The organism is Marinobacter metalliresistant, from assembly GCF_038098645.1.
GTDB classification, from domain to species: Bacteria; Pseudomonadota; Gammaproteobacteria; order Pseudomonadales; family Oleiphilaceae; genus Marinobacter; species Marinobacter metalliresistant.
Window position 1 is genome coordinate 24,026 of the sequence record NZ_CP101118.1, and the last position, 20,321, is coordinate 44,346.

Consider the following 20,321-nt stretch of genomic DNA (forward strand, 5'->3'; position numbering starts at 1 on the left):
GAGAATCCGTGTTTGATGTAACCCGATACGCCAGGGCGGCCGACTCGATTGTCGAAGCCGGGAGCTTCCTTTACCAGCGAGGCTGGTCGCCGGCGACCAGCAGCAATTACTCTGCGCGCATTGACGGCGAGCATATTGCCATAACCGTATCTGGTCGTCACAAGGGGCAACTGGGTGCTGGCGATGTTATGGTGGTGGATCTGGCGGGCCGTCCGGTTCAGAGCAACTGCCGATCTTCGGCCGAAACCCGGTTGCACACCATACTGTACGAAGTCTTCCCGGAAGTCGGCGCGGTGCTTCATACCCACTCGGTCAAGGCGACAGTCCTGAGCCGGCTGCTGACACCGGGGCAGCCGCTGGAGCTGGAAGGCTATGAGCTTCAGAAAGCCTTTGCCGGCGTTGAAACCCACGAATCGGTATTAACCATTCCGGTCTTCGACAACACCCAGGATATTGATGCTCTGGCGCAGGAGACCGGGGACTGGTTCCGGGGCCATCCGGATCAGCCCGGTTACCTGATTCGGGGCCACGGTCTCTACACCTGGGGCAACACCATGGCCGACTGCCTGCGCCACGTCGAAGCCTTTGAATTCCTGTTTGAATGTGAACTTGAAACCATGAGGATGCGCCCATGACGACCTTGAGTGTTTTTGATCAAAGCCAGCCAGAAACGGCCCGTACGGTCACCGAAAACCCCGCCGAGATTCGCGAACTGCTCGCCCGGCATGGTGTTCGCTTCGAACAGTGGCCCACCCGGGATCTGCCAGCGGACGCGTCCCAGGAGGAGATCCTGGAAGCATACGGCGATGAAGTAGCGAAGCTGAAGGCGGAATGCGGGTTCCAGGCTGCTGATGTGGTGAGCCTGAACCCCGACAATCCCCAGAAAGAGGCGCTCCGGAAAAAGTTTCTGGATGAGCACACCCACAGAGAGGATGAGGTTCGCTTTTTCGTGCGGGGCCAGGCTCTGTTCTACCTGCACTTCGGCAACGAGGTGTTCGCGGTGCTGTGCCAGAAGAATGATCTGATCAGCGTGCCGGATGGCACACGGCACTGGTTCGATATGGGGCCGGAGCCGGAATTCACCTGCATCCGCCTGTTCACCAACCCCGAAGGATGGGCTGCCGATTTCACCGGCGAGGACATCGCCGCCCGGTTGCCGCACTACGAGGCGCTGGCAGGAGCGGCGGGGTGATCCGGGTCGTGCTTACGGACATCGAAGGCACCACCAGTTCCATTTCCTTTGTCCACGATGTCCTGTTTCCGTATGCCAGTGAGCATCTGCCGGGCTTCATTCGTGCCCGGTACCAGGATAATCCGGCGGTGGCAGGGCAACTGGATGCTGTAGCGGAAAAATCCGGTGTAGCGCGCGATGATGTTGATGGACTTATCGAGGTCCTGCAGGGCTGGATTCGAGAGGACCGCAAGGAAACCGCGCTCAAGGCGTTGCAGGGTATGGTCTGGGAGCAGGGGTACCAGCAGGGAGAGCTCAAGGCTCATATCTATGCCGACGCGGCCGAATACCTGCAGCGCTGGCACGATCGGGGCCTGCGCCTGTTCGTATATTCCTCCGGGTCGGTCAAGGCCCAGAAGCTGATTTTCGGCTTTACCACGGAGGGCGACTTCACGCCGTTCTTCTCCGGCTATTTCGATACCGGTATCGGGGGCAAGAAAGAGGCGGATTCCTACCGCAATATCCTGTCGGAGTTGGGCGTTGAGGCGGGCACGGTGTTGTTCCTGTCCGATGTTGAGGCCGAGCTTGAGGCAGCCGAACAGGCAGGCATGCAGACCGCCTGGCTTGTTCGCGAGGGAGATCTGCCGGAAACCGGACGTTTTGTGGCCCGTGATTTTGCGGAGGTCGATACCCTGCTGCAAAAGCGGTAAGGCCACAGCTCTGTCACGCCACCGCAGGAGGACGGACCCGATGCCCGGAACCGGATTTTTCAGAATTGTCACTCCGGTCCTTGCGTTGCTTCTTGCAGGTTGCAATCCCTTCTCAGATGCCCGCCCCATGATGGATGAATACGTGGAGCGGGTCGCCCGCGTCCTGGAAACCGACCCTCAACTCTCTGACATCGGTTCTGCCAGCCAGCTTCCCCGTCGCCGGGATCGTGTGCTGACCATGCCGGAACTGGACATGGGGGTGCTGGATTTTCTCTCCCTGTATGGTTGTGAGCTGCAGTACGTTGTGGGTGAGAAAAACTCGGTGATGGGGCGGGTGATGCAACCCCTGAACCGCCTGCGTTATGAAATCCGGTTTATCGAGGCGGCCAGGGACTGTCTTCCCGGGATCGAGGATGAGGACTTCTCGGAGGAGCTTGGCGAGGCCATCAAGAGCAAGCTCGAATCCCTGCCCATTGCCATCTGGAACGCCACCTGGGGTGTGGAAGAGGTCGAAAAGCTGTTTACCCTGGCCAAGGGCTATTATCCGGTCGCGGCGGACGGCAATCCCGTCTCCGATCTGGCCCTTGATATCGACAGCCTGAACGCAGCGGTTGCCAGGTTGCGCGCAGAGGACCTGGCCGTTTCCCTGGATTTTGCCGGCGATGTTCATCAGCGCTGGCAGGCCGAGTACCGGGTCGGCCAACTGATCAACAGCGCGCTCCTGCTGACAGCGCGATTGCAGGATGGTACCGAATTACTGAAGCAGCGAATTGAAGGACGGCCCCTGTGCCTCAACGGCCAGTCCAATAATCAGTCGGATATCGTGCAGAATACGTTTTTCAGCGTGTACATCGAAAAGATCCAGCCGTACATGAGTGCGGTCAGGCAGGGGCGGACTGAGCTTATTGAGCCGTTTGAGCGGCTGGCCGAGCTTCAGGCGGATATCATGCCGGACAGCTTCGCTGGCTGGTATGAGCGGCATCTTTCGCAGGATGCCGAGACCAGTCTCTGGCGGAAACTCGACGTGGCCATGATGGACCACACCGGAGCCTGGCAGGATTTACTCGGCCAATGTGGCTTGCGTCCCGGCACCTGATCCGTTTCAGCGCTGGCTTTCCGGCGTTACCCTCAGGATTTCCTCGACCGTGGTCTGGCCCGCGGCCACCTTCTGGGCACCACTCAGGCGCAGGGACTTCATGCCTTCCTTGTAGGCGTCCAGCCTGAGCGGTTCCAGCTCGCAATGATCGGTGATCTGCCGGAGCAACGGGCCCGAAAGGGTCATGATCTCATAAACCCCGGCGCGGCCCAGGTAACCGGTGTTCCGGCATTCCAGGCAGCCTACGGGCTGATAGAACTGCTTCGGAACTGGTGCCTTCCAGGGCCGGGTCAGTGTCTGCCAGGCCTGTTCATCGGCGGGGCCGGGCGACTTGCAGTGGGGGCACAGGGTTCGGGCAAGGCGTTGCGCCATCACGCCCAGCACCGTGGCCCGGATCAGATACGGCGGAATGCCCAGTTCCATCATCCGGGTAATAGCACTGGGGGCGTCGTTGGTGTGCAGGGTGGAAAGCACCAGATGGCCGGTGAGTGCAGCCTGCACCGCCATTTCAGCGGTTTGCAGATCACGGATCTCGCCGATCATGATGATATCCGGGTCCTGCCGAAGCAGTGCCCGAACACCGGCCGCGAAGGTCAGGTCTATGGTGGTCTGAACCTGCATCTGGTTGAACGCCGGTTCCACCATTTCGATGGGGTCTTCGATGGTGCAGACATTGAGCTCGGGCAAGGCGATCTGTTTCAGGGTTGAATACAGGGTTGTGGTCTTGCCGGAACCGGTTGGCCCGGTCACCAGAACAATGCCGTGGGGCCGGGAGGTAATTTCCTGCCAGCGCTGGCGGTCTTCCTTGCTGAATCCCAGTTGCTCATAGGATTTCAGCAGTACATCCGGATCAAAGATCCGCATGACCATCTTCTCGCCGAACGCGGTCGGCATGGTAGCCAGGCGAAGCTCGACCTCGCTGTTATCCGGTTTGCGGGTCTTGATCCGTCCGTCCTGGGGCCGGCGTTTCTCCGCCACATTCAGGCGCCCAAGAATCTTCAGGCGGCTGGTGACCGCTACTCCGACGTGTTCCGGGAATTCATAAACGTTATGAAGCACGCCGTCGATCCGGAACCGAACCTGAGTGACGGACCTCCGGGGCTCAATGTGAATGTCCGAAGCGCGCTGGTCGAAGGCGTATTGCAGCAGCCAGTCAACAATCTTGACCACATGCTGGTCGTTGGCATCCGGGTGTTCGCTGGCGCCCAGATCCAGAAGCTGTTCGAAGTTCTGGTTACCGGCAACACCAGTGGCCTTGCCACCACTGGCTTTGCTGACGGAACTGGCAAGCTGATAGAACTCAACGGTGTAACGGCGGATATCTACGGGATTGGCAACCACGCGCCGGATGTCCTTGCGAACGGCTTGCTGCAGGTTCTGCACCCAGTCGCTCTTGAAGGGTTCTGCGCTGGCGATCAGCACTTCCTCCCGGCCAATCTCCACCGCCAGGATGCCGTGGCGCTGGGCAAAGGCGTAGGACATCACCCGGGCAATCGCCGGGGTATCAATCTTCAGCGGATCGATGTGGTAATAGGGCTGCCCGGCCCAGTCGGCCAGCCACTGGGTAAGCCGGTCCAGATCCAGGGTGCGACCGCTTGTTTCGCTGGTCAGGGAGGCAATAGCCACCAGTTCAAGCGGATGGCGCCTGGCGGCCTGCCCGCTGCCGGTTGTCGCGCCAAGGTTTGCCGATAATACGCGCTCGGCGTCTTCCTGGCTGACTTCGCCACTGCTCACCAGAGCGGTACAGACATCTCGCAGGGTCAGGGTGCTTCGGGGCGGCGCGGGTGGCCGCTGCACGGTTTCGGAGGTGTCTGTTTCAGCCATAAGCGGTCAGATCCAGGTATCGATAAGTGTGTTTCAGTTCGTCACCGGCCGGTTCACTTTAAGGTGAATCATGGCAACAGTGAACAGCAGGAAGGTCAGTATCGTCAGAATGACCGGTCCGGGGGCGCCTTCGCTGAGCCAGGCCGAAACGACCGCCTGGGTGAAATAGAAGATCACCACGAACGCCATCCAGATATAGCCCCGGTTGTTGGCCCGGACTACCGGTACGGCGAAGGCCAGCAGCGGAATCAGCTTCACCGACAGCATCAGTGGAATCGACACGCCCTCCACCGGCGCCGGATAGAAGGTGGTGATCAATAGTGTGGCCAGCACGCCGATGTAAAGGGCAATGGTTGCCCGGGCAGTGTAACGGGCCTTGGGGTTGTTCAGCATAGTATGATTCCGGCATAGAAAAGTGGTTGAGAAGTTACGTTCCGGGCCAAAGCCTGTATCAGTCCGCGGTCTGGCTCAGAGAATGGAAAGTACGTTTTCCGGTGGCCTGCCAAGGGCCGCTTTGCCGTTTGCGAGCACAATTGGTCGCTCGATCAATTTTGGAGTGGCAGCCATGGCGGCGATTAATTGTTCACGGCTAAGGTCGGGATTATCGAGGCCCTGCTCCTTATACTCTTTTTCCCTGGTGCGCATGAGATCACGGGGATCCAGATTCAGTGCAGCAAGAATATCCTCGAGCTGCTGCTCTGTCGGTGGCGTTTCAAGGTAGCGTATAATCTCCGGTTCAATACCCCGTTCGGTAAGCAGTTCAAGGGTTTGGCGGGATTTTGAGCAGCGAGGGTTGTGGAAAATCCGGGTTGGTTCTGTCATCTTCGTGCCTGGTTGTCTGAATGGATACCACGATTTCCGTGGCCGGTAGTCTAACAGGAGGTTTTCCAGTGCAGTACCCTGATTCGTTGCGTGTTCGCCCGCGGCTCGCCTCTGCCGGCTTTTTGCTGATGGTGATCGCACTGGCGGGCTGCCAGAAAACTGAACTGGAGCGGGCCGGCGGTACAAAACTGAACTGGGACACCTTGCGTGGCCAGTGGGTGCTGGTGAACTACTGGGCGGAATGGTGCAAGCCATGTCTGGAAGAAATTCCCGAGTTGAACGAGCTGGACAAGGCACCTGATATCACTGTTCTCGGCGTTAACTTTGATGGCACACGGGGCGAGGCGCTGGTGGAGCTGGGTGGTCGGATGGGTATCGATTTCACCATGCTTGCGGACGATCCGGGCCCCGGGTTTGGCTGGAAGTTACCCCTGGCTCTGCCGGCTACATTTATCGTTAACCCGGACGGCGATCTGGTTGAAACCCGCTTTGGCCCGCAGACTGAAGAAGACATCCGGGCGCTGATTGGCGGCTGAAGACCGTTGCCCTAACCGAATTTTACAGCAGGAATAACCTGACATTATGTCGCAGACTTTTGTACACCTCCGTGTCCATTCCGAGTACTCCATGGTGGATGGCCTGGTACGGGTTAAGCCGCTGATCAACCATGTTGCTGAGCTGGGCATGCCCGCGGTGGGGCTGACCGAACAGTCCAACATGTGCTCGCTGGTGCGTTTCTACAAGGCAGCCATGGGGGCGGGCGTAAAGCCCATTATCGGCGCCGATATCTGGCTTGAAAACCCGGATGAGCCCGATAATCCGTTCCGGGTGACACTGCTGGCCCGGGATAACGACGGCTACCTGAATCTGACCGAGATCATTTCCCTGGGTTACACCGAAGGCCAGCGCTTCGGAAAACCGATCATACAGCGCAAATGGCTTGAGGCCCGCCCGAAGGGCCTGATTGCGCTCTCCGGCAGCAAAATGGGGGATGTCGGTAAGGCGCTTCTGGCAGGCAAACCGGAACTGGCCAGTGAGCGCGCCCGTTACTGGATGGAGCTGTACCCGGAAAGCTATTACCTGGAATTGCAGCGCACCGGCCGCCCGGGGGACGAAGACTGCCTGCACCTGAGTGTCGAGCTGGCCCAGGCATTGGCCCTGCCGGTGGTGGCCACCAACGATGTCCACTTCCTGGATGCGGATGATTTCGAGGCCCACGAAGCCCGGGTGTGCATCGGCGAGAGCCGTACCCTGGATGACCCCCGTCGTGACCGTCGCTTCAGTGACCAGCAGTACCTGCGCAGCGCCGGGGAAATGATCGAGCTGTTCAGCGACATCCCGGAAGCGATCGAGAACACGGTGGAGATCGCCCGCCGCTGTTCGGTCAAGGTCCGCATGGGTGAATACTTCCTGCCGAACTACCCGATTCCGGACGGGATGACCATAGACGAATACTTCCGCAAGGTATCGGAAGAAGGCCTGGAAGAACGACTTGCCAAAACCCTGAGCAAAGACGACCCGGAATACGATGCCAAGCGCGAGGCCTACTACACACGCCTGAATTTCGAGCTGGACATCATCATCCAGATGGGATTCCCGGGCTACTTCCTGATCGTTATGGACTTTATCAAGTGGGCCAAGAACAACGGCGTGCCGGTCGGTCCGGGTCGGGGCTCCGGTGCCGGCTCCCTGGTCGCCTATGCCCAGCTGATCACCGACCTGGACCCCCTGGAATACGACCTGCTGTTCGAGCGGTTCCTGAACCCGGAGCGGGTTTCCATGCCCGATTTCGACGTCGATTTCTGTATGGAAGGGCGGGACCGGGTGATTGCCTATGTGGCCGAGAAATACGGCCGGGAGGCGGTCTCCCAGATCATCACCTTCGGTACCATGGCAGCCAAAGCGGTGGTGCGTGACGTTGCCCGGGTGCAGGGCAAATCCTACGGCCTGGCAGACAAACTCTCCAAGATGATTCCCTTTGAGCCGGGAATGACCCTCGAGAAGGCCCTGATTCAGGAGCCCCAGCTCAAGGACTTTTTGGATCAGGACGAAGAGGCCCAGGAAATCTGGGAAATGGCCCTGAAGCTGGAAGGGGTCTGCCGCAACGCCGGCAAGCACGCTGGCGGTGTGGTTATTGCCCCCACCAAGATCACCGATTTCTCGCCCCTGTACTGCGACGACGAGGGCGGCAGCCTGGTCACCCAGTTCGATAAAGGCGATGTTGAAGACGCCGGCCTCGTAAAGTTCGACTTCCTCGGGCTGCGGACGCTGACGATCATCGACTGGGCTCTGAAGATGATCAATCCTCGCCGGGAAAAGCGGGGATTGCCGGCACTGGATATCAACGAGATTCCCCTGGCGGATGCGCCCTCGTTCGACATGCTGAAAAAAGCGGAAACCACGGCGGTGTTCCAACTGGAATCCCGGGGTATGAAAGACCTGATCCGGCGCCTCCAGCCGGATTCCCTGGAAGACATGATCGCCCTGGTGGCCCTGTTCCGCCCCGGGCCGCTGCAATCCGGCATGGTGGACGACTTTATCGACCGGAAGCATGGTCGGCAGCCCATGTCGTTCCCGCACCCGGATTATCAGTACGAGGGTCTGAAACCTGTCCTGGAGCCTACCTACGGGGTCATCCTGTACCAGGAGCAGGTCATGCAGATCGCCCAGGTGATGGCGGGCTACACGCTTGGTAACGCTGACATGCTGCGCCGGGCCATGGGCAAGAAAAAGCCCGAGGAAATGGCGAAACAGAAGCAGTTTTTTCTGGACGGTTGTGAAAAGAATGGCATCAACAAGACCCTGGCAGAAAACATTTTCGACCTGGTGGAAAAGTTTGCCGGTTACGGTTTCAACAAATCGCACTCGGCCGCCTATGCCCTGGTGTCCTACCAGACCCTGTGGCTGAAGGCCCATTACCCGGCGGAGTTCATGGCCGCAGTGCTTACCGCGGATATGCAGAATACCGACAAGGTGGTCACCCTGGTCGAAGAATGCCGGACTATGAAGCTGGATCTGCTGGTGCCGGATGTCAGTCGCTCTGAATATACCTTCACGGTTAACGATGAGGGCCAGATCGTCTATGGTCTCGGCGCCATCAAGGGGTTGGGTGAGGGGCCGATCCAGAGCATTGTGGAAGGGCGCGGAGAAGGCGGGCCGTACCAGGATATTTTTGATTTCTGCCGGCGGGTCGACCTGAAAAAAGTCAACAAGCGGGCCATGGAGGCCCTGATCCGCTCCGGTGCCATGGACAAACTCGGTGCTGGCCGGGCCCAGTTGATGGCGAGCATCGAAAAGGCCGTGCAACAGGCCGACCAGCAATCCCGCAACGAATCTGTCGGCATGATGGACATGTTCGGCGAAATGCTGGAGGCCGGTGACGGCGGCGATCCGTACGAAGATGTCGCCGGGATTCGAGAGTGGCCTGAAAAGCAGAGGCTCAAGGGGGAGAAGGATACCCTGGGGCTTTACCTGACCGGCCATCCGTTCGATGAATATGAGAAAGAGGTACGGCGGTTCGTGCGGTCATCCATTGCCGACCTGAAACCCAACAAATCGCCCCAGCGGGTTGCCGGGCTCGTGGTGGCACAGCGCACCATGAAAACCCGCACCGGGTCCACCATGTGTTTTATAACACTGGATGACCGGAGTGCCCGGATTGAGGCGACCCTGTTCTCGGAAGCGTTTTTCGAGAATCGGGAGCTGCTGCAATCCGATCAGGTGATTGTGGTGGAGGGGCAGGTGAGCCACGATGACTACTCCGGTCAGATGAAGATGCGGGTGAGTTCGGTGATGGATGTCGCCACAGCGCGCCAGCAGTTCAGTCGCGGACTGAAGCTGAATCTCCATGCCGATCAGCTGCGGAATGGTCTGCTTGAAAAACTGGACAGCACCTTGCGGCCCTTCCGCTGCGAAGGCAGCCCGGTGTGGATTGAGTACAGCAGTCCTGAGGCTTCAACCCGGATCGAGCTGGGTGAGTCCTGGCGGGTCCAGCCCGACGATAACCTGTTGCTGGAGCTCCGGTATCTCGTAGGCGACCAGTCGGTAGAACTGGTCTATGATTAAGTAAGCCCGAAAATTAAAACTTTGTCAGATTGCGGACTCATACCAAGGTCCGCTTTAGCCCTTGGCCGGGCGCTGCTATCTTTGTTTCAAATTCTGGTTTGGCGGAGCGTTGTCCCGCCTGGCAAAAAATGATGGAACATCATGAACCCTAATTATCTGGATTTCGAACAGCCAATTGCCGACCTGGAAGCCAAGATTGAAGAGCTTCGTATGGTCGGCAACGACACCGACATCAACATCTCCGACGAAATTACCCGGCTGAAGAAAAAGAGCGTCAGCCTGACGGAGAGTATTTTCTCCGACCTTCAGCCCTGGGATGTTTCCCGTCTTGCCCGGCATCCGCGCAGGCCCTATACCCTCGATTACATCGAATCGATTTTCGAGGATTTCGACGAACTGCACGGTGACCGCCGCTATGCCGACGATCTTGCCATTGTGGGCGGTACTGCCCGGCTGGATGACAAGCCGGTGATGGTCATCGGTCACCAGAAGGGCCGGGAAGTGCGTGACAAGGTCAAGCGCAACTTCGGCATGCCACGTCCAGAGGGGTATCGCAAGGCCCTGCGCCTGATGGAAATGGCCGAGCGGTTCAGGATGCCGATCCTGACCTTTATCGATACGCCGGGTGCCTACCCGGGCATCGGTGCCGAGGAGCGGGGCCAGAGTGAGGCCATCGCTTTCAATCTGGCGGTGATGTCGCGGCTGAAAACACCCATTATTTCCACGGTGATTGGTGAAGGTGGTTCTGGTGGCGCACTGGCCATCGGTGTCTGCGACCAGCTGAACATGCTTCAGTATTCCACCTACGCGGTTATTTCCCCGGAAGGCTGCGCCTCTATACTCTGGAAGAGCGCCGAATATGCCGCTCAGGCGGCAGAGGCGATGGGGGTTACCGCAGACCGGCTGAAAGAGCTCGGGTTGGCGGATAATGTTATCCGGGAGCCTTTGGGGGGTGCGCATCGCAACCCCGAGAAAATGGCGGAATCTCTCAAGGAAGTTCTCGCAAAAGGTGTCGCAGAACTCAGCCGCCTGCCCCTGGATGAGCTGGTAGCCCGCCGCTATGAGCGGCTGACCCGCTATGACACCGGGCGCTGAGCCCGGATCCGGATTCCGCTGGCCGGAGGCCTTGAGTGCCCCGGTCAGAGAACTCTCCGACTTTTCCCGCCTTTGGGTTGCCCTGAGTGGTGGCCTGGATTCGACCCTGTTGCTGCATCTTGCCGTCCATTGCCATGGCCCTGCAGGAACCGTTAACGCTGTCCATATCAATCACCAGTTGCAGCCGAACGCGTCGGAAACCGAGGCGTTCTGTCGGGCGCTGTGCGCCGTCTTGGAAGTGCCGCTGGTGGTTGAGCGGGTGTCGGTTGTTTCCGGTGATGATCGCGGAGGTTCCGGTGGCATTGAGGAAGCGGCTCGCACGGCCCGGTATGGGGTGCTTGAGGAGCTCATGCGGCCAGGGGACATTCTGTTGATGGCCCATCATGGTGACGATCAGGCTGAAACCGTTTTGTTCAGGATGCTCAGGGGAAGTGGTGTGGCGGGGCTGGCGGGTATGCCGGCCAGTCGCGCCTTGGGCGCCGGGCGTCTGGTTCGGCCATTGCTACACCTGGAGCGGTCAGAGCTTGAGCACTGGGCACAGGCGGCCGGACTATCCTGGATCAACGATCCCAGCAATACCAACGAGCGTTTCGACCGGAATTTTCTCCGGCACAGGGTGCTGCCGCTCGTGCGGTCCCGCTGGCCGGGGCTGAACCGCAGGCTTTGCCACACCGCCGACGCCTGCGCCGAGAGCGAAACCCTGAACCGGAAACTTGCCGCGTTGCAGTGGAAGTCTCTCGGTGGTGAGTGGGACCGCTTGCCGACAACCGGCCTGAAGGCACTCTCGCTGGCAGAGCAGAAGAACCTGATTCGCTGGTGGGTCCGGGAGCGCGGGTTTCAGCCGCCCTCGGTCGCAGACTGGCAGCAGAGCCTGCATGATCTGCTTTTTGCAGGCGAGGACCGGGAGCCGGAATTGAGGGCTGAAGGCTTCAGCCTTCGACGGTTTCAGGGTGGTTTGTATCTGGTTCCAGAGAAAGCGCCATTGCCGGAAACGCCGGTGGCCCTCGAACCCGGTCCGGCCCGGCGTTGGGGCGAATGGTCCCTGAAGCTGGAGCCGGTCTCTACCCCGGAAAGCCTGCCACCGCCAATACGGATATTTACGAGGCAGGGCGGGGAGCGCGTTCGTTTTCACCCTGATGGCCGGTCCAGATCGCTCAAGAAATGGCTTCAGGAGCTTAGGGTGCCACCCTGGGAGAGACCCCGCCTGCCGCTGGTTTTTGCAGGCTCCGAGGGCGTTGGGGAACTCATCGCCATTGGCGATTTGTGGTGCTCTGAACAATACTCGGGAGGCGCCCATGCCGCCGCTTGGCGGCTGGTTGTTGAACGGGAATGTGATTGAGTCAGTGGGGCCTTTCTGGTAGTCTGGCGTCCCATCTTGAGATGACAATCTCCCTCCTTCACCGAACCAGACAATCATGGAATCTGCATGACGCGTTATATTTTCGTCACCGGCGGTGTCGTGTCCTCCCTGGGGAAAGGTATCGCATCAGCTTCTCTGGCTGCGATCCTCGAGGCACGCGGCCTGAAAGTCACTATTCTCAAGCTGGACCCGTACATCAACGTGGACCCCGGCACCATGAGCCCGTTCCAGCACGGTGAGGTTTTTGTCACCGAGGATGGCGCGGAAACAGACCTCGACCTGGGCCACTACGAGCGCTTCATCCGTACTCCGATGAGTCGTCGTAACAACTTTACTACCGGCCGTGTCTACGAAGAAGTTATTCGTAAGGAACGCCGCGGTGATTATCTCGGCGGTACCGTTCAGGTGATTCCTCACATCACTGATGAGATCAAGCGTCGTGTTGTGGAAGGCGCGGCCGGTGCCGATGTCGCCTTGATCGAAATCGGTGGCACCGTGGGTGACATCGAATCCCTGCCGTTCCTTGAAGCCTGCCGTCAGTTGAAGGTGGAAGTCGGGCCCCAGCGCGCGATCTTCATGCACCTGACCCTGGTGCCTTACATCGCCACCGCAGGCGAGATCAAGACCAAGCCGACCCAGCACTCCGTCAAGGAAATGCGCTCTATCGGTCTGCAGCCGGACATTCTGCTGTGTCGTTCCGAGCATGAGGTAGATGCAAGCTCCCGCCGCAAGATCGCCCTGTTCACCAACGTTGAAGAGCGGGCCGTTATTCCTCTCCAGGATGCCAGGTCCATCTATGCCATTCCGCGCATGCTTTATGAGCATGGCCTGGATCAACTGGTTATCGAGCGCTTCGGTCTGGACGCCCGGCCTGCGGATCTGAGCGAGTGGGACAACGTTGTTGAATCGTTGATGAACCCGGAGCAGGAAGTGACCATTGCCATGGTTGGCAAATACATGGAGCTTCTGGACGCCTACAAGTCCCTGATCGAATCCCTGCTGCACGCGGGCATCAAGACCCGCACCAAGGTCAATATCAACTACATCGATTCCGAGGATATTGAGCGTGACGGCACCGGGGCCCTGGCCAGTGCCGACGCCATTCTGGTGCCCGGTGGTTTCGGTGAACGCGGTGTGGAAGGCAAGATCCGCACGGTTCAGTACGCCCGCGAGAACAAGGTTCCGTATCTGGGCATCTGTCTGGGTATGCAGGTAGCGGTTATTGAATACGCCCGTAATGTGGCCGGCCTGAAGGACGCCCACAGTACCGAGTTCCGCGAGCACACCCCCGAACCGGTGGTCGGCCTGATTACCGAATGGCTGGACGCCACCGGTGAGCGTGAGGAGCGGACTGAAGAATCGGACCTTGGCGGCACCATGCGGCTGGGGGCCCAGGACTGTGTGCTGAGCGATAATTCAACCATTGCCAGTTGTTATGGCAAGAAAACGATCCGCGAGCGCCACCGTCATCGTTATGAGGTGAACAACCATTTCCTGGCGAGGCTGGAAGAAGCTGGCCTGAAAATCGCGGGTCGCTCAACCGATGGCCGGTTGGTGGAAGTGGTCGAGGCGCCGGATCATCCCTGGTTTGTGGCCTGTCAGTTCCACCCGGAATTCACCTCCACGCCCCGCGACGGCCACCCGCTGTTCAAGGGTTTTGTTGAGGCAGCGCTGGCCAACAAGAAAGGATCCTGAGTATGGCGCAGAGTACCGTAAACGTTTCCGGAATCGAGGTCGCCAACGACAGGCCGTTTGTACTGTTCGGCGGCATGAATGTCCTCGAGTCGCCGGAACTGGCCATGGAAGTGGCGCAGGCTTATGTTGAGGCCACCGGCAAGCTCGGTATTCCGTACGTGTTCAAGGCGTCTTTTGACAAGGCCAACCGGTCGTCTGTGAACTCCTTCCGGGGCCCCGGCCTTGAGAAGGGGCTGCAGATACTGGCGGACATTAAGAGCAAATTCGGTGTTCCCATCATCTCTGACGTCCACGAGCCGGCACAGGCGGCTCCGGCTGCTGAAGTCTGTGACATTATCCAATTGCCGGCGTTCCTGAGTCGCCAGACTGACCTTGTGGTCGCGATGGCCAGAACCGGCGCGGTGATTAACATCAAGAAGGCTCAGTTCCTGGCGCCTCAGGAAATGAAGCACATCATCACCAAGTGCGAGGAAGCCGGCAACGACAAGGTGATCCTGTGTGAGCGGGGCAGCAGCTTCGGTTACAACAATCTGGTCGTCGATATGCTCGGCTTCGGTATTATGAAATCGATGAACGTGCCGGTGATGTTCGACGTGACTCATTCGCTGCAAATGCCAGGTGGACGATCCGATTCTGCCGGTGGCCGCAGGGCACAGGTCACCGATCTCGCGCTGGCGGGCATGTCTCAGGGTTTGGCTGGTTTGTTCCTGGAGGCCCACCCGGACCCGGATCAGGCCAAGTGCGATGGTCCCTGCGCCCTTCGCCTCAGCCAGTTGGAGCCTTTCCTGCAGCGGGTGAAAGCAGTAGATGATCTGGTAAAAAGTTTTAAACCTATCGACACCGCCTGACTGGCGGTGTTGGCGTTTATACGGACTATGGGAGTGAGCGGGAACGGCCCTGCGAAAATGTAGAGGGCCAAGGATGGCCCGAAACAAGCGCACATGGATGTGCTTGTAGCGGTTTTCGCAGGGCCGTTCCGCTCGCTCTGACTCCCAAATTTGAACACGAACTTGGAGACAGAGAAGAATGACCAAGATTGCCAACATCAAAGGCCGTGAGGTTCTGGATTCCCGCGGTAACCCCACTGTCGAAGCAGACGTTATCCTCGAAGACGGCACTGTGGGCACTGCCTGCGCGCCGTCCGGTGCCTCCACCGGTTCCCGGGAAGCGCTGGAGCTGCGTGATGGCGATAAATCCCGTTACCTTGGCAAGGGTGTCCTGAAGGCGGTTGAGGCTGTAAACACCAAAATTCGTGATGCCCTTATCGGCAAAGATGCGGCCGATCAGCGTGCTCTGGACAACATCATGCTGGAGCTGGATGGCACCGAGAACAAGGCCAACCTGGGCGCCAACGCAATTCTGGCGGTTTCCCTGGCGGCTGCCAAAGCGGCGGCGATCTCTCTGGGCAAGCCGTTGTACGCGCACATTGCCGACATCAACGGTACGTCTGGCAAGTTTTCCATGCCGGTGCCGATGATGAACATCCTGAACGGTGGTGAGCACGCGGATAACAACGTTGATATCCAGGAGTTCATGGTGCAGCCGGTGTCTGCCAAAAGCTTCTCCGAGGCCCTGCGTGTTGGTGCGGAAATTTTTCACAGCCTGAAGAAAGTACTCAAGGCCCAGGGCCTGAACACTGCAGTTGGTGACGAGGGCGGTTTTGCCCCGAACCTGCCCTCCAACGAAGCGGCGCTGGCGGTGATTCAGGAAGCGGTTGAGAAGGCCGGTTACAAGCTGGGAACCGATGTGACTCTGGCTCTGGACTGTGCGTCTTCCGAATTCTACAAGGGCGGCCAGTATCAGCTTTCCGGTGAAGGCAAGAGCTTCGATTCCGAGGGCTTTGCCGATTACCTCGCCGGTCTGTGTGAGCGTTACCCGATCGTGTCTATTGAAGACGGCATGGACGAGAGCGACTGGGACGGCTGGAAGGTTCTGACTGACAAGCTGGGTAGCAAGGTTCAGCTGGTCGGTGACGATCTGTTCGTAACGAACACCAAGATCCTGAAGCAGGGTATCGACAGGGGAGTTGGCAACTCCATCCTGATCAAGTTCAACCAGATCGGCAGTCTGAGCGAAACCCTGGATGCCATCAAAATGGCCCAGGATGCCGGCTTTACGGCAGTGATCTCGCACCGCTCCGGTGAAACCGAGGACACCACCATTGCCGATCTGGCTGTGGCGACCTGTGCAGGCCAGATCAAGACCGGCTCCCTGTGTCGTTCGGATCGGGTTGCCAAGTACAACCAGCTGCTGCGCATTGAAGAAGCCCTGGACGGCAAGGCGCCGTATCGCGGTCTGAGCGAGATCAAGGGGCAGGGCTGATCGACGGATTTGACCGGTTCTGGCAAAGTGTCAGGCCGGTCGTCAGCAGAAAACTGTTAAGGCCATCGTGTTCCGGGCGAAAGTTTGGATGCGATGGCCTTTTTGTACAGGCAGTTAGAAGAATTTGTTGCTAATCTACTCTAAGGTCTATACTCAACGTCCGGCGTTGTTATTCTGACTGATTAATTTTTGAACGGTATCGGCAATGAAGTTGCTCTGGACCCTAATGGTGGTTGCGATTCTCCTGCTCCAGGTGCGCCTGTGGGTCGGGGAAGGCAGCTTTGCGCAGGTGTGGGCACTCGAGCAGTCCATTGCTGAGCAACGTAAAGAAAATGCCGAACTGGCTACCCGCAATGAACGTCTCTATGCCGAGGTCAGGAATTTGCGCAACGAGCAGGGCGCCGTCGAAGAACGGGCCAGGATGAACCTTGGCCTGATCAGGGAAGACGAGACCTTTTTCCTCGTTGTCGAAAACTGATTGTCTATGACCGCTCCGAGACTTTGGCTGATTGTTCCTGCCGCAGGCATTGGCCAGCGTATGCAGGCCGGGCAACCGAAACAGTATCTTCGGATCGATCAACGTTTCATTCTCGATATCACCCTGTCCCGACTGATGGATTCCGCGCCTTTTTCCGGCTGCATGGTGCCACTGCATCCCGCCGATCACTGGTGGCCGGATACAGAGGCCAGCCGCGATAGTCGTATCCAGACCTGTACTGGCGGCTCTGAGCGCGCCTGTTCGGTTTTGTCGGCACTGCATGCTATGGCGGAGCAGGTAGCGGATGATGACTGGATTCTGGTTCACGACGCCGCCAGGCCATGCCTTCACACCCGGGATCTGTCCAATCTCATTGAGCGGCTCTACGACCATCCTGTTGGTGGCCTCCTCGCTTCGCCGGTGGCAGATACTCTCAAGAGAGCCGATACCGGCGAGCTCCACGAAGTCGCCGAGACCGTCGACCGTTCGGACCTGTGGCGGGCCCTTACGCCCCAAATGTTCCGCTACCGGTTGCTGGTTGATTCCCTGGAGGCCGCTCTCAGGGAGGAACTTCCGGTCACCGATGAGTCCTCTGCCATTGAGTTTTCCGGTAACATGCCGGTTCTGGTTGAGGGGCGGCCTGACAACCTTAAAATAACGGTACCTGCGGATCTGGCACTCGCAGGTTTTATCCTGAGCCGGTTCTGATTTCCCGAGTTTTCCGGAGCACATTATGCGTATTGGTCAGGGCTTCGATGTCCATGCCTTCTGTGAAGGCGACTCTGTCATTATCGGCGGTGTAAACATTCCGCATTCCCGGGGGCTGAAGGCCCACTCCGATGGCGACGTACTCTTGCATGCACTGGCTGATGCACTTCTGGGTGCCATGGCAGTTGGCGATATCGGCCATTTTTTTCCGGACACCAGTGACGAGTGGGCGGGGGCAGACAGTCGTGATCTGCTGCGCCGGGTAATGGCGCGTGTGCGTGATGAAGGGTTCAGTGTGATCAATGTTGATACCACGGTAATTGCCCAGGCCCCGAAAATGGCGCCTCATATCGATGCTATCCGTCTGAACATTGCGGAGGATCTGGGGGTTCCCGCCAGCCGTGTCAGCGTCAAGGCAACAACAACGGAAAAGCTTGGTTTCACCGGCCGTGGTGAGGGTATTGCCTGTCAGGCCATTTGCCTGCTTGAAGCGGTGGATTCGTGAGCCACTGGAGGCTTGACTGGCCAACCTCTGGTGGCGTGCGTTTGGCGCATGCCCAGCTCAAGGTGTCACCCGCGGATTTCTTCGTGGACGAGGTTCTGGACCTGGCTGGAGAGCTGACCGCTCCGGAGCCAACGGAGGTCAGGGGTCGCGGGGAGCACCTCTGCTTGAGGCTGGAGAAAGTCGGCGACAATACCGAGTTTGTCGCCCGTGAACTGGCGCACCTGACTCACTGCCGCAGCTTTGACGTGGGTTTTTGTGGTCTGAAGGATCGTCATGCGGTAACCCGTCAGTGGTTCAGCCTCTATCGTCCGGGCCGTGAGGCTGAGGACGCGGACCTGCTTCAAGAGGTTTCCTCCCGCTGGTCGGTGGTATCTTCCTTCCGGGATGCGCGGAAGTTGCGTCGCGGTGACCACCGGGGTAACCGTTTCGTGATTACCCTGAGGAATGTTTCCGGGGATCGGCAGGCGATAGAAAACGCCCTTCAGCGGCTGGCTACTGTCGGCGCTCCGAACTATTTCGGTCCCCAGCGGTTTGGAAGAGATGGCGCCAATCTGGACCGGGCTCTCCATACCGATCCGTCAGTGTTGAACCGGCGTAGCCGATCGGGTGGAAAAGGTCGCGGAGGTAAAAAGCGCGCTGGAAGCGAGGGCGCTAAAAACGTATTGTATTTTTCGGCGGCGCGCTCCTGGCTGTTCAATGAGGTGCTTGCCGCCCGCGTCCAGGATGGCAGCTGGGCTGAGGCTTCGGCAACCGGCCCGCTGTGGGGCGACGGCGGCACCACGGCCACGGGGCCGCTGGAGGCGCTGGAACGAGGTATTGTGTCGCAGACACCCGGGCTGGCGGATCTGTTCTCGGTCACCCGTATGAAACCCGAGCGCAGGCCCCTGGCGGCAAGGCCGGAAGATCTTGTCTGGCACTGGCAGGGTGACGACTGTCTGGAGTTGGCGTTTTTACTTTCTCCGGGGCAGTACGCCACGACGATTTTGAATGATATTTTCGAGCTTGAGGACATGAGCCTCGGCCGACATAACGAACAACAAGGCTAGCGGAGAACACTGTGCGTATTCTGTTGTCGAATGATGACGGCGTTCATTCACTGGGGCTGATTGCTCTGTACGAGGGGCTGAAGGGGCTTGGTGAGCTTGAGGTAGTGGCGCCTGACCGCGATCACAGCGGTGCCAGTAACGCGTTGACCCTGAACCGCCCGCTGACCGTGGAAGAACATCCCAACGGCTTTCGTTCCGTGGATGGAACGCCGACAGACTGTGTACACCTGGCGGTAAACGGTCTGTTCCGGCAACCGTTTGACCGCGTGGTTTCAGGCATCAATACCCACGCCAACCTTGGCGATGACATTATCTACTCAGGCACCGTAGCTGCGGCCACCGAAGGGCGCCACCTCGGACTGCCTGCCATTGCCGTTTCGCTGGTTAACAACGGTTATTTTCATTACGAGACGGCGGCCCGGGTTGTCCGGATGCTCCTTGAGAGCGAACGCCCCCTGGTCCTTGGACCGCGCTCCATTCTCAATGTGAATGTCCCGGATGTGCCCTGGGAGCAACTGGCCGGTATTCGTGTTACCAGGCTTGGTCATCGTGAACGGGCAGAAGGTGCGGTTCCGATGACCTGTCCCCGGGGCAGGGAGCGGTACTGGATCGGTGCCGCCGGGGCGGGCGGTGATGCCGGCCCCGGAACGGATTTCCACGCCATTCGTGAAGGCTACGTGTCGGTGACGCCGGTTCACATTGACATGACCCGCCATGAGGCACTGGTTCCGCTCAGGGAATGGCTGGGTACGCTGGAGGGCAGTGGATGACGGCTCAGCTCGAAGGCATCGGGATGACCTCCCGCCGTACCCGGATGCGGCTGGTTCAGCGCCTGAGGGAAGCGGGCATTGAATCAGACAAGGTTCTTGAGATTATGGGAGAGGTGCCCCGGCACATTTTTCTGGATGAAGCCCTGTCCCATCGGGCTTACGAAGACACATCGCTGCCGATTGGCTACGGGCAGACCCTTTCCCAGCCTTACATCGTGGCCCGGATGACCGAGCTGATGCTGGCTCACCGTCCCTCAAATGTGCTGGAGCTGGGTACTGGATCCGGTTACCAGACCGCTGTGCTCTCGCGCCTGTTTGCTGAGATCTACAGCGTTGAACGTATCAAACCGCTTCAGGACCGGGCCCGGGAGCGTTTGCGGCAGTTGCACGCCAGAAACGTATTTTTCAAGCACGCCGATGGCGGCATGGGCTGGCCGGAGCGTGGCCCTTTCGACGGTATTATCGTGACGGCGGCACCTATTGAGGTTCCCGGTGAGCTGCTTAGCCAGTTGGCGGACGGGGGTGTTCTGATTGCACCGGTCGGTGAGGAACGTCAGGTGCTGGTGGAAGTGACTCGTCGCGGCGCCCGTTTTGACCACAAGGAGCTCGAACCTGTCCGGTTTGTGCCTCTGCTCGGAGGAGTTGTCCGATAGT

Annotated in this window: 20 protein-coding genes; 17 read left to right on the forward strand and 3 right to left on the reverse strand. The window is 59.0% G+C overall.

Annotated elements, in window-relative coordinates; genetic code table 11:
* The first annotated feature begins 8 nt into the window (after nucleotides 1-8).
* The 4 genes from NLK58_RS00100 to NLK58_RS00115 are packed head-to-tail and all read left to right on the forward strand — an operon-like array spanning nucleotide 9 to nucleotide 2,977.
* Nucleotides 9-635, forward strand: a complete 627-nt coding sequence (locus NLK58_RS00100; RefSeq protein ID WP_341581646.1) for a methylthioribulose 1-phosphate dehydratase — start codon at nucleotides 9-11, stop codon at nucleotides 633-635.
* Entirely contained in the window at nucleotides 632-1,192 is a 561-nt protein-coding gene (locus NLK58_RS00105) for a cupin (RefSeq protein WP_341581647.1), read from the forward strand. The genes NLK58_RS00100 and NLK58_RS00105 overlap by 4 nt, the downstream gene beginning before the upstream one ends.
* Nucleotides 1,189-1,881, forward strand: a complete 693-nt coding sequence (mtnC, locus tag NLK58_RS00110; RefSeq protein WP_341581648.1) for an acireductone synthase — start codon at nucleotides 1,189-1,191, stop codon at nucleotides 1,879-1,881. The genes NLK58_RS00105 and mtnC overlap by 4 nt, the downstream gene beginning before the upstream one ends.
* A gap of 40 nt (nucleotides 1,882-1,921) precedes the next feature.
* Entirely contained in the window at nucleotides 1,922-2,977 is a 1,056-nt protein-coding gene (locus NLK58_RS00115; RefSeq protein WP_117620150.1) for a DUF3080 domain-containing protein, read from the forward strand.
* 6 nt (nucleotides 2,978-2,983) lie between these two features.
* Here the strand turns inward: NLK58_RS00115 and NLK58_RS00120 are convergent, their stop codons facing one another.
* From NLK58_RS00120 to arsC, 3 genes are all read right to left on the reverse strand, one after another.
* On the reverse strand, nucleotides 2,984-4,801 hold the full coding sequence (locus tag NLK58_RS00120; RefSeq protein ID WP_341581649.1) for a GspE/PulE family protein: 1,818 nt from the start codon (nucleotides 4,799-4,801) through the stop codon (nucleotides 2,984-2,986).
* 33 nt (nucleotides 4,802-4,834) lie between these two features.
* Nucleotides 4,835-5,194 carry a DUF2069 domain-containing protein gene (locus tag NLK58_RS00125; protein ID WP_117620152.1) on the reverse strand — a complete coding sequence of 120 codons (360 nt, stop codon included), beginning with the start codon at nucleotides 5,192-5,194 and terminating at the stop codon, nucleotides 4,835-4,837.
* Between the two features lie 75 nt (nucleotides 5,195-5,269).
* A complete protein-coding gene (gene arsC / locus NLK58_RS00130; protein ID WP_117620153.1) occupies nucleotides 5,270-5,623 on the reverse strand; it encodes an arsenate reductase (glutaredoxin) in 354 nt (117 codons plus the stop codon).
* A gap of 68 nt (nucleotides 5,624-5,691) precedes the next feature.
* On the opposite strand from arsC, the gene NLK58_RS00135 reads away from it, so the two are divergent.
* From NLK58_RS00135 to NLK58_RS00195, 13 genes are all read left to right on the forward strand, one after another.
* Complete coding sequence (locus tag NLK58_RS00135) at nucleotides 5,692-6,159, forward strand: TlpA disulfide reductase family protein (protein ID WP_341581652.1); 468 nt, start codon at nucleotides 5,692-5,694, stop codon at nucleotides 6,157-6,159.
* Nucleotides 6,160-6,205: 46 nt separating this feature from the next.
* Nucleotides 6,206-9,688 carry a DNA polymerase III subunit alpha gene (dnaE, locus tag NLK58_RS00140; RefSeq protein WP_341581653.1) on the forward strand — a complete coding sequence of 1,161 codons (3,483 nt, stop codon included), beginning with the start codon at nucleotides 6,206-6,208 and terminating at the stop codon, nucleotides 9,686-9,688.
* A 141-nt stretch (nucleotides 9,689-9,829) separates the two neighbouring features.
* Nucleotides 9,830-10,783: an acetyl-CoA carboxylase carboxyl transferase subunit alpha gene (gene accA, locus NLK58_RS00145; protein WP_117620156.1), complete on the forward strand. Its 954-nt coding sequence runs from the start codon at nucleotides 9,830-9,832 to the stop codon at nucleotides 10,781-10,783.
* A complete protein-coding gene (gene tilS / locus NLK58_RS00150; protein WP_117620157.1) occupies nucleotides 10,767-12,122 on the forward strand; it encodes a tRNA lysidine(34) synthetase TilS in 1,356 nt (451 codons plus the stop codon). Before accA ends, tilS begins: the two co-directional genes overlap by 17 nt.
* An 87-nt stretch (nucleotides 12,123-12,209) precedes the next feature.
* Nucleotides 12,210-13,838 carry a CTP synthase gene (locus NLK58_RS00155; protein WP_117620158.1) on the forward strand — a complete coding sequence of 543 codons (1,629 nt, stop codon included), beginning with the start codon at nucleotides 12,210-12,212 and terminating at the stop codon, nucleotides 13,836-13,838.
* 2 nt (nucleotides 13,839-13,840) lie between these two features.
* Nucleotides 13,841-14,686 carry a 3-deoxy-8-phosphooctulonate synthase gene (kdsA, locus tag NLK58_RS00160; protein WP_117620159.1) on the forward strand — a complete coding sequence of 282 codons (846 nt, stop codon included), beginning with the start codon at nucleotides 13,841-13,843 and terminating at the stop codon, nucleotides 14,684-14,686.
* Between the two features lie 178 nt (nucleotides 14,687-14,864).
* Nucleotides 14,865-16,160 carry a phosphopyruvate hydratase gene (gene eno / locus NLK58_RS00165; protein WP_341581656.1) on the forward strand — a complete coding sequence of 432 codons (1,296 nt, stop codon included), beginning with the start codon at nucleotides 14,865-14,867 and terminating at the stop codon, nucleotides 16,158-16,160.
* A gap of 205 nt (nucleotides 16,161-16,365) precedes the next feature.
* Complete coding sequence (locus NLK58_RS00170) at nucleotides 16,366-16,638, forward strand: septum formation initiator family protein (RefSeq protein WP_117620161.1); 273 nt, start codon at nucleotides 16,366-16,368, stop codon at nucleotides 16,636-16,638.
* A 6-nt stretch (nucleotides 16,639-16,644) separates the two neighbouring features.
* Nucleotides 16,645-17,346, forward strand: coding sequence for a 2-C-methyl-D-erythritol 4-phosphate cytidylyltransferase (gene ispD, locus NLK58_RS00175; protein WP_117620162.1), 702 nt, complete (start codon nucleotides 16,645-16,647; stop codon nucleotides 17,344-17,346).
* 25 nt (nucleotides 17,347-17,371) lie between these two features.
* The gene (ispF, locus tag NLK58_RS00180; protein WP_117620163.1) at nucleotides 17,372-17,851 is read left to right on the forward strand and encodes a 2-C-methyl-D-erythritol 2,4-cyclodiphosphate synthase; all 480 of its coding nucleotides are present in this window, start codon (nucleotides 17,372-17,374) and stop codon (nucleotides 17,849-17,851) included.
* Entirely contained in the window at nucleotides 17,848-18,897 is a 1,050-nt protein-coding gene (truD, locus tag NLK58_RS00185) for a tRNA pseudouridine(13) synthase TruD (protein ID WP_341581658.1), read from the forward strand. The genes ispF and truD overlap by 4 nt, the downstream gene beginning before the upstream one ends.
* 11 nt (nucleotides 18,898-18,908) lie before the next feature.
* Entirely contained in the window at nucleotides 18,909-19,667 is a 759-nt protein-coding gene (surE, locus tag NLK58_RS00190) for a 5'/3'-nucleotidase SurE (protein ID WP_117620165.1), read from the forward strand.
* Nucleotides 19,664-20,320, forward strand: a complete 657-nt coding sequence (locus tag NLK58_RS00195) for a protein-L-isoaspartate(D-aspartate) O-methyltransferase (RefSeq protein WP_117620166.1) — start codon at nucleotides 19,664-19,666, stop codon at nucleotides 20,318-20,320. Before surE ends, NLK58_RS00195 begins: the two co-directional genes overlap by 4 nt.
* Nucleotide 20,321 lies beyond the last annotated feature (1 nt).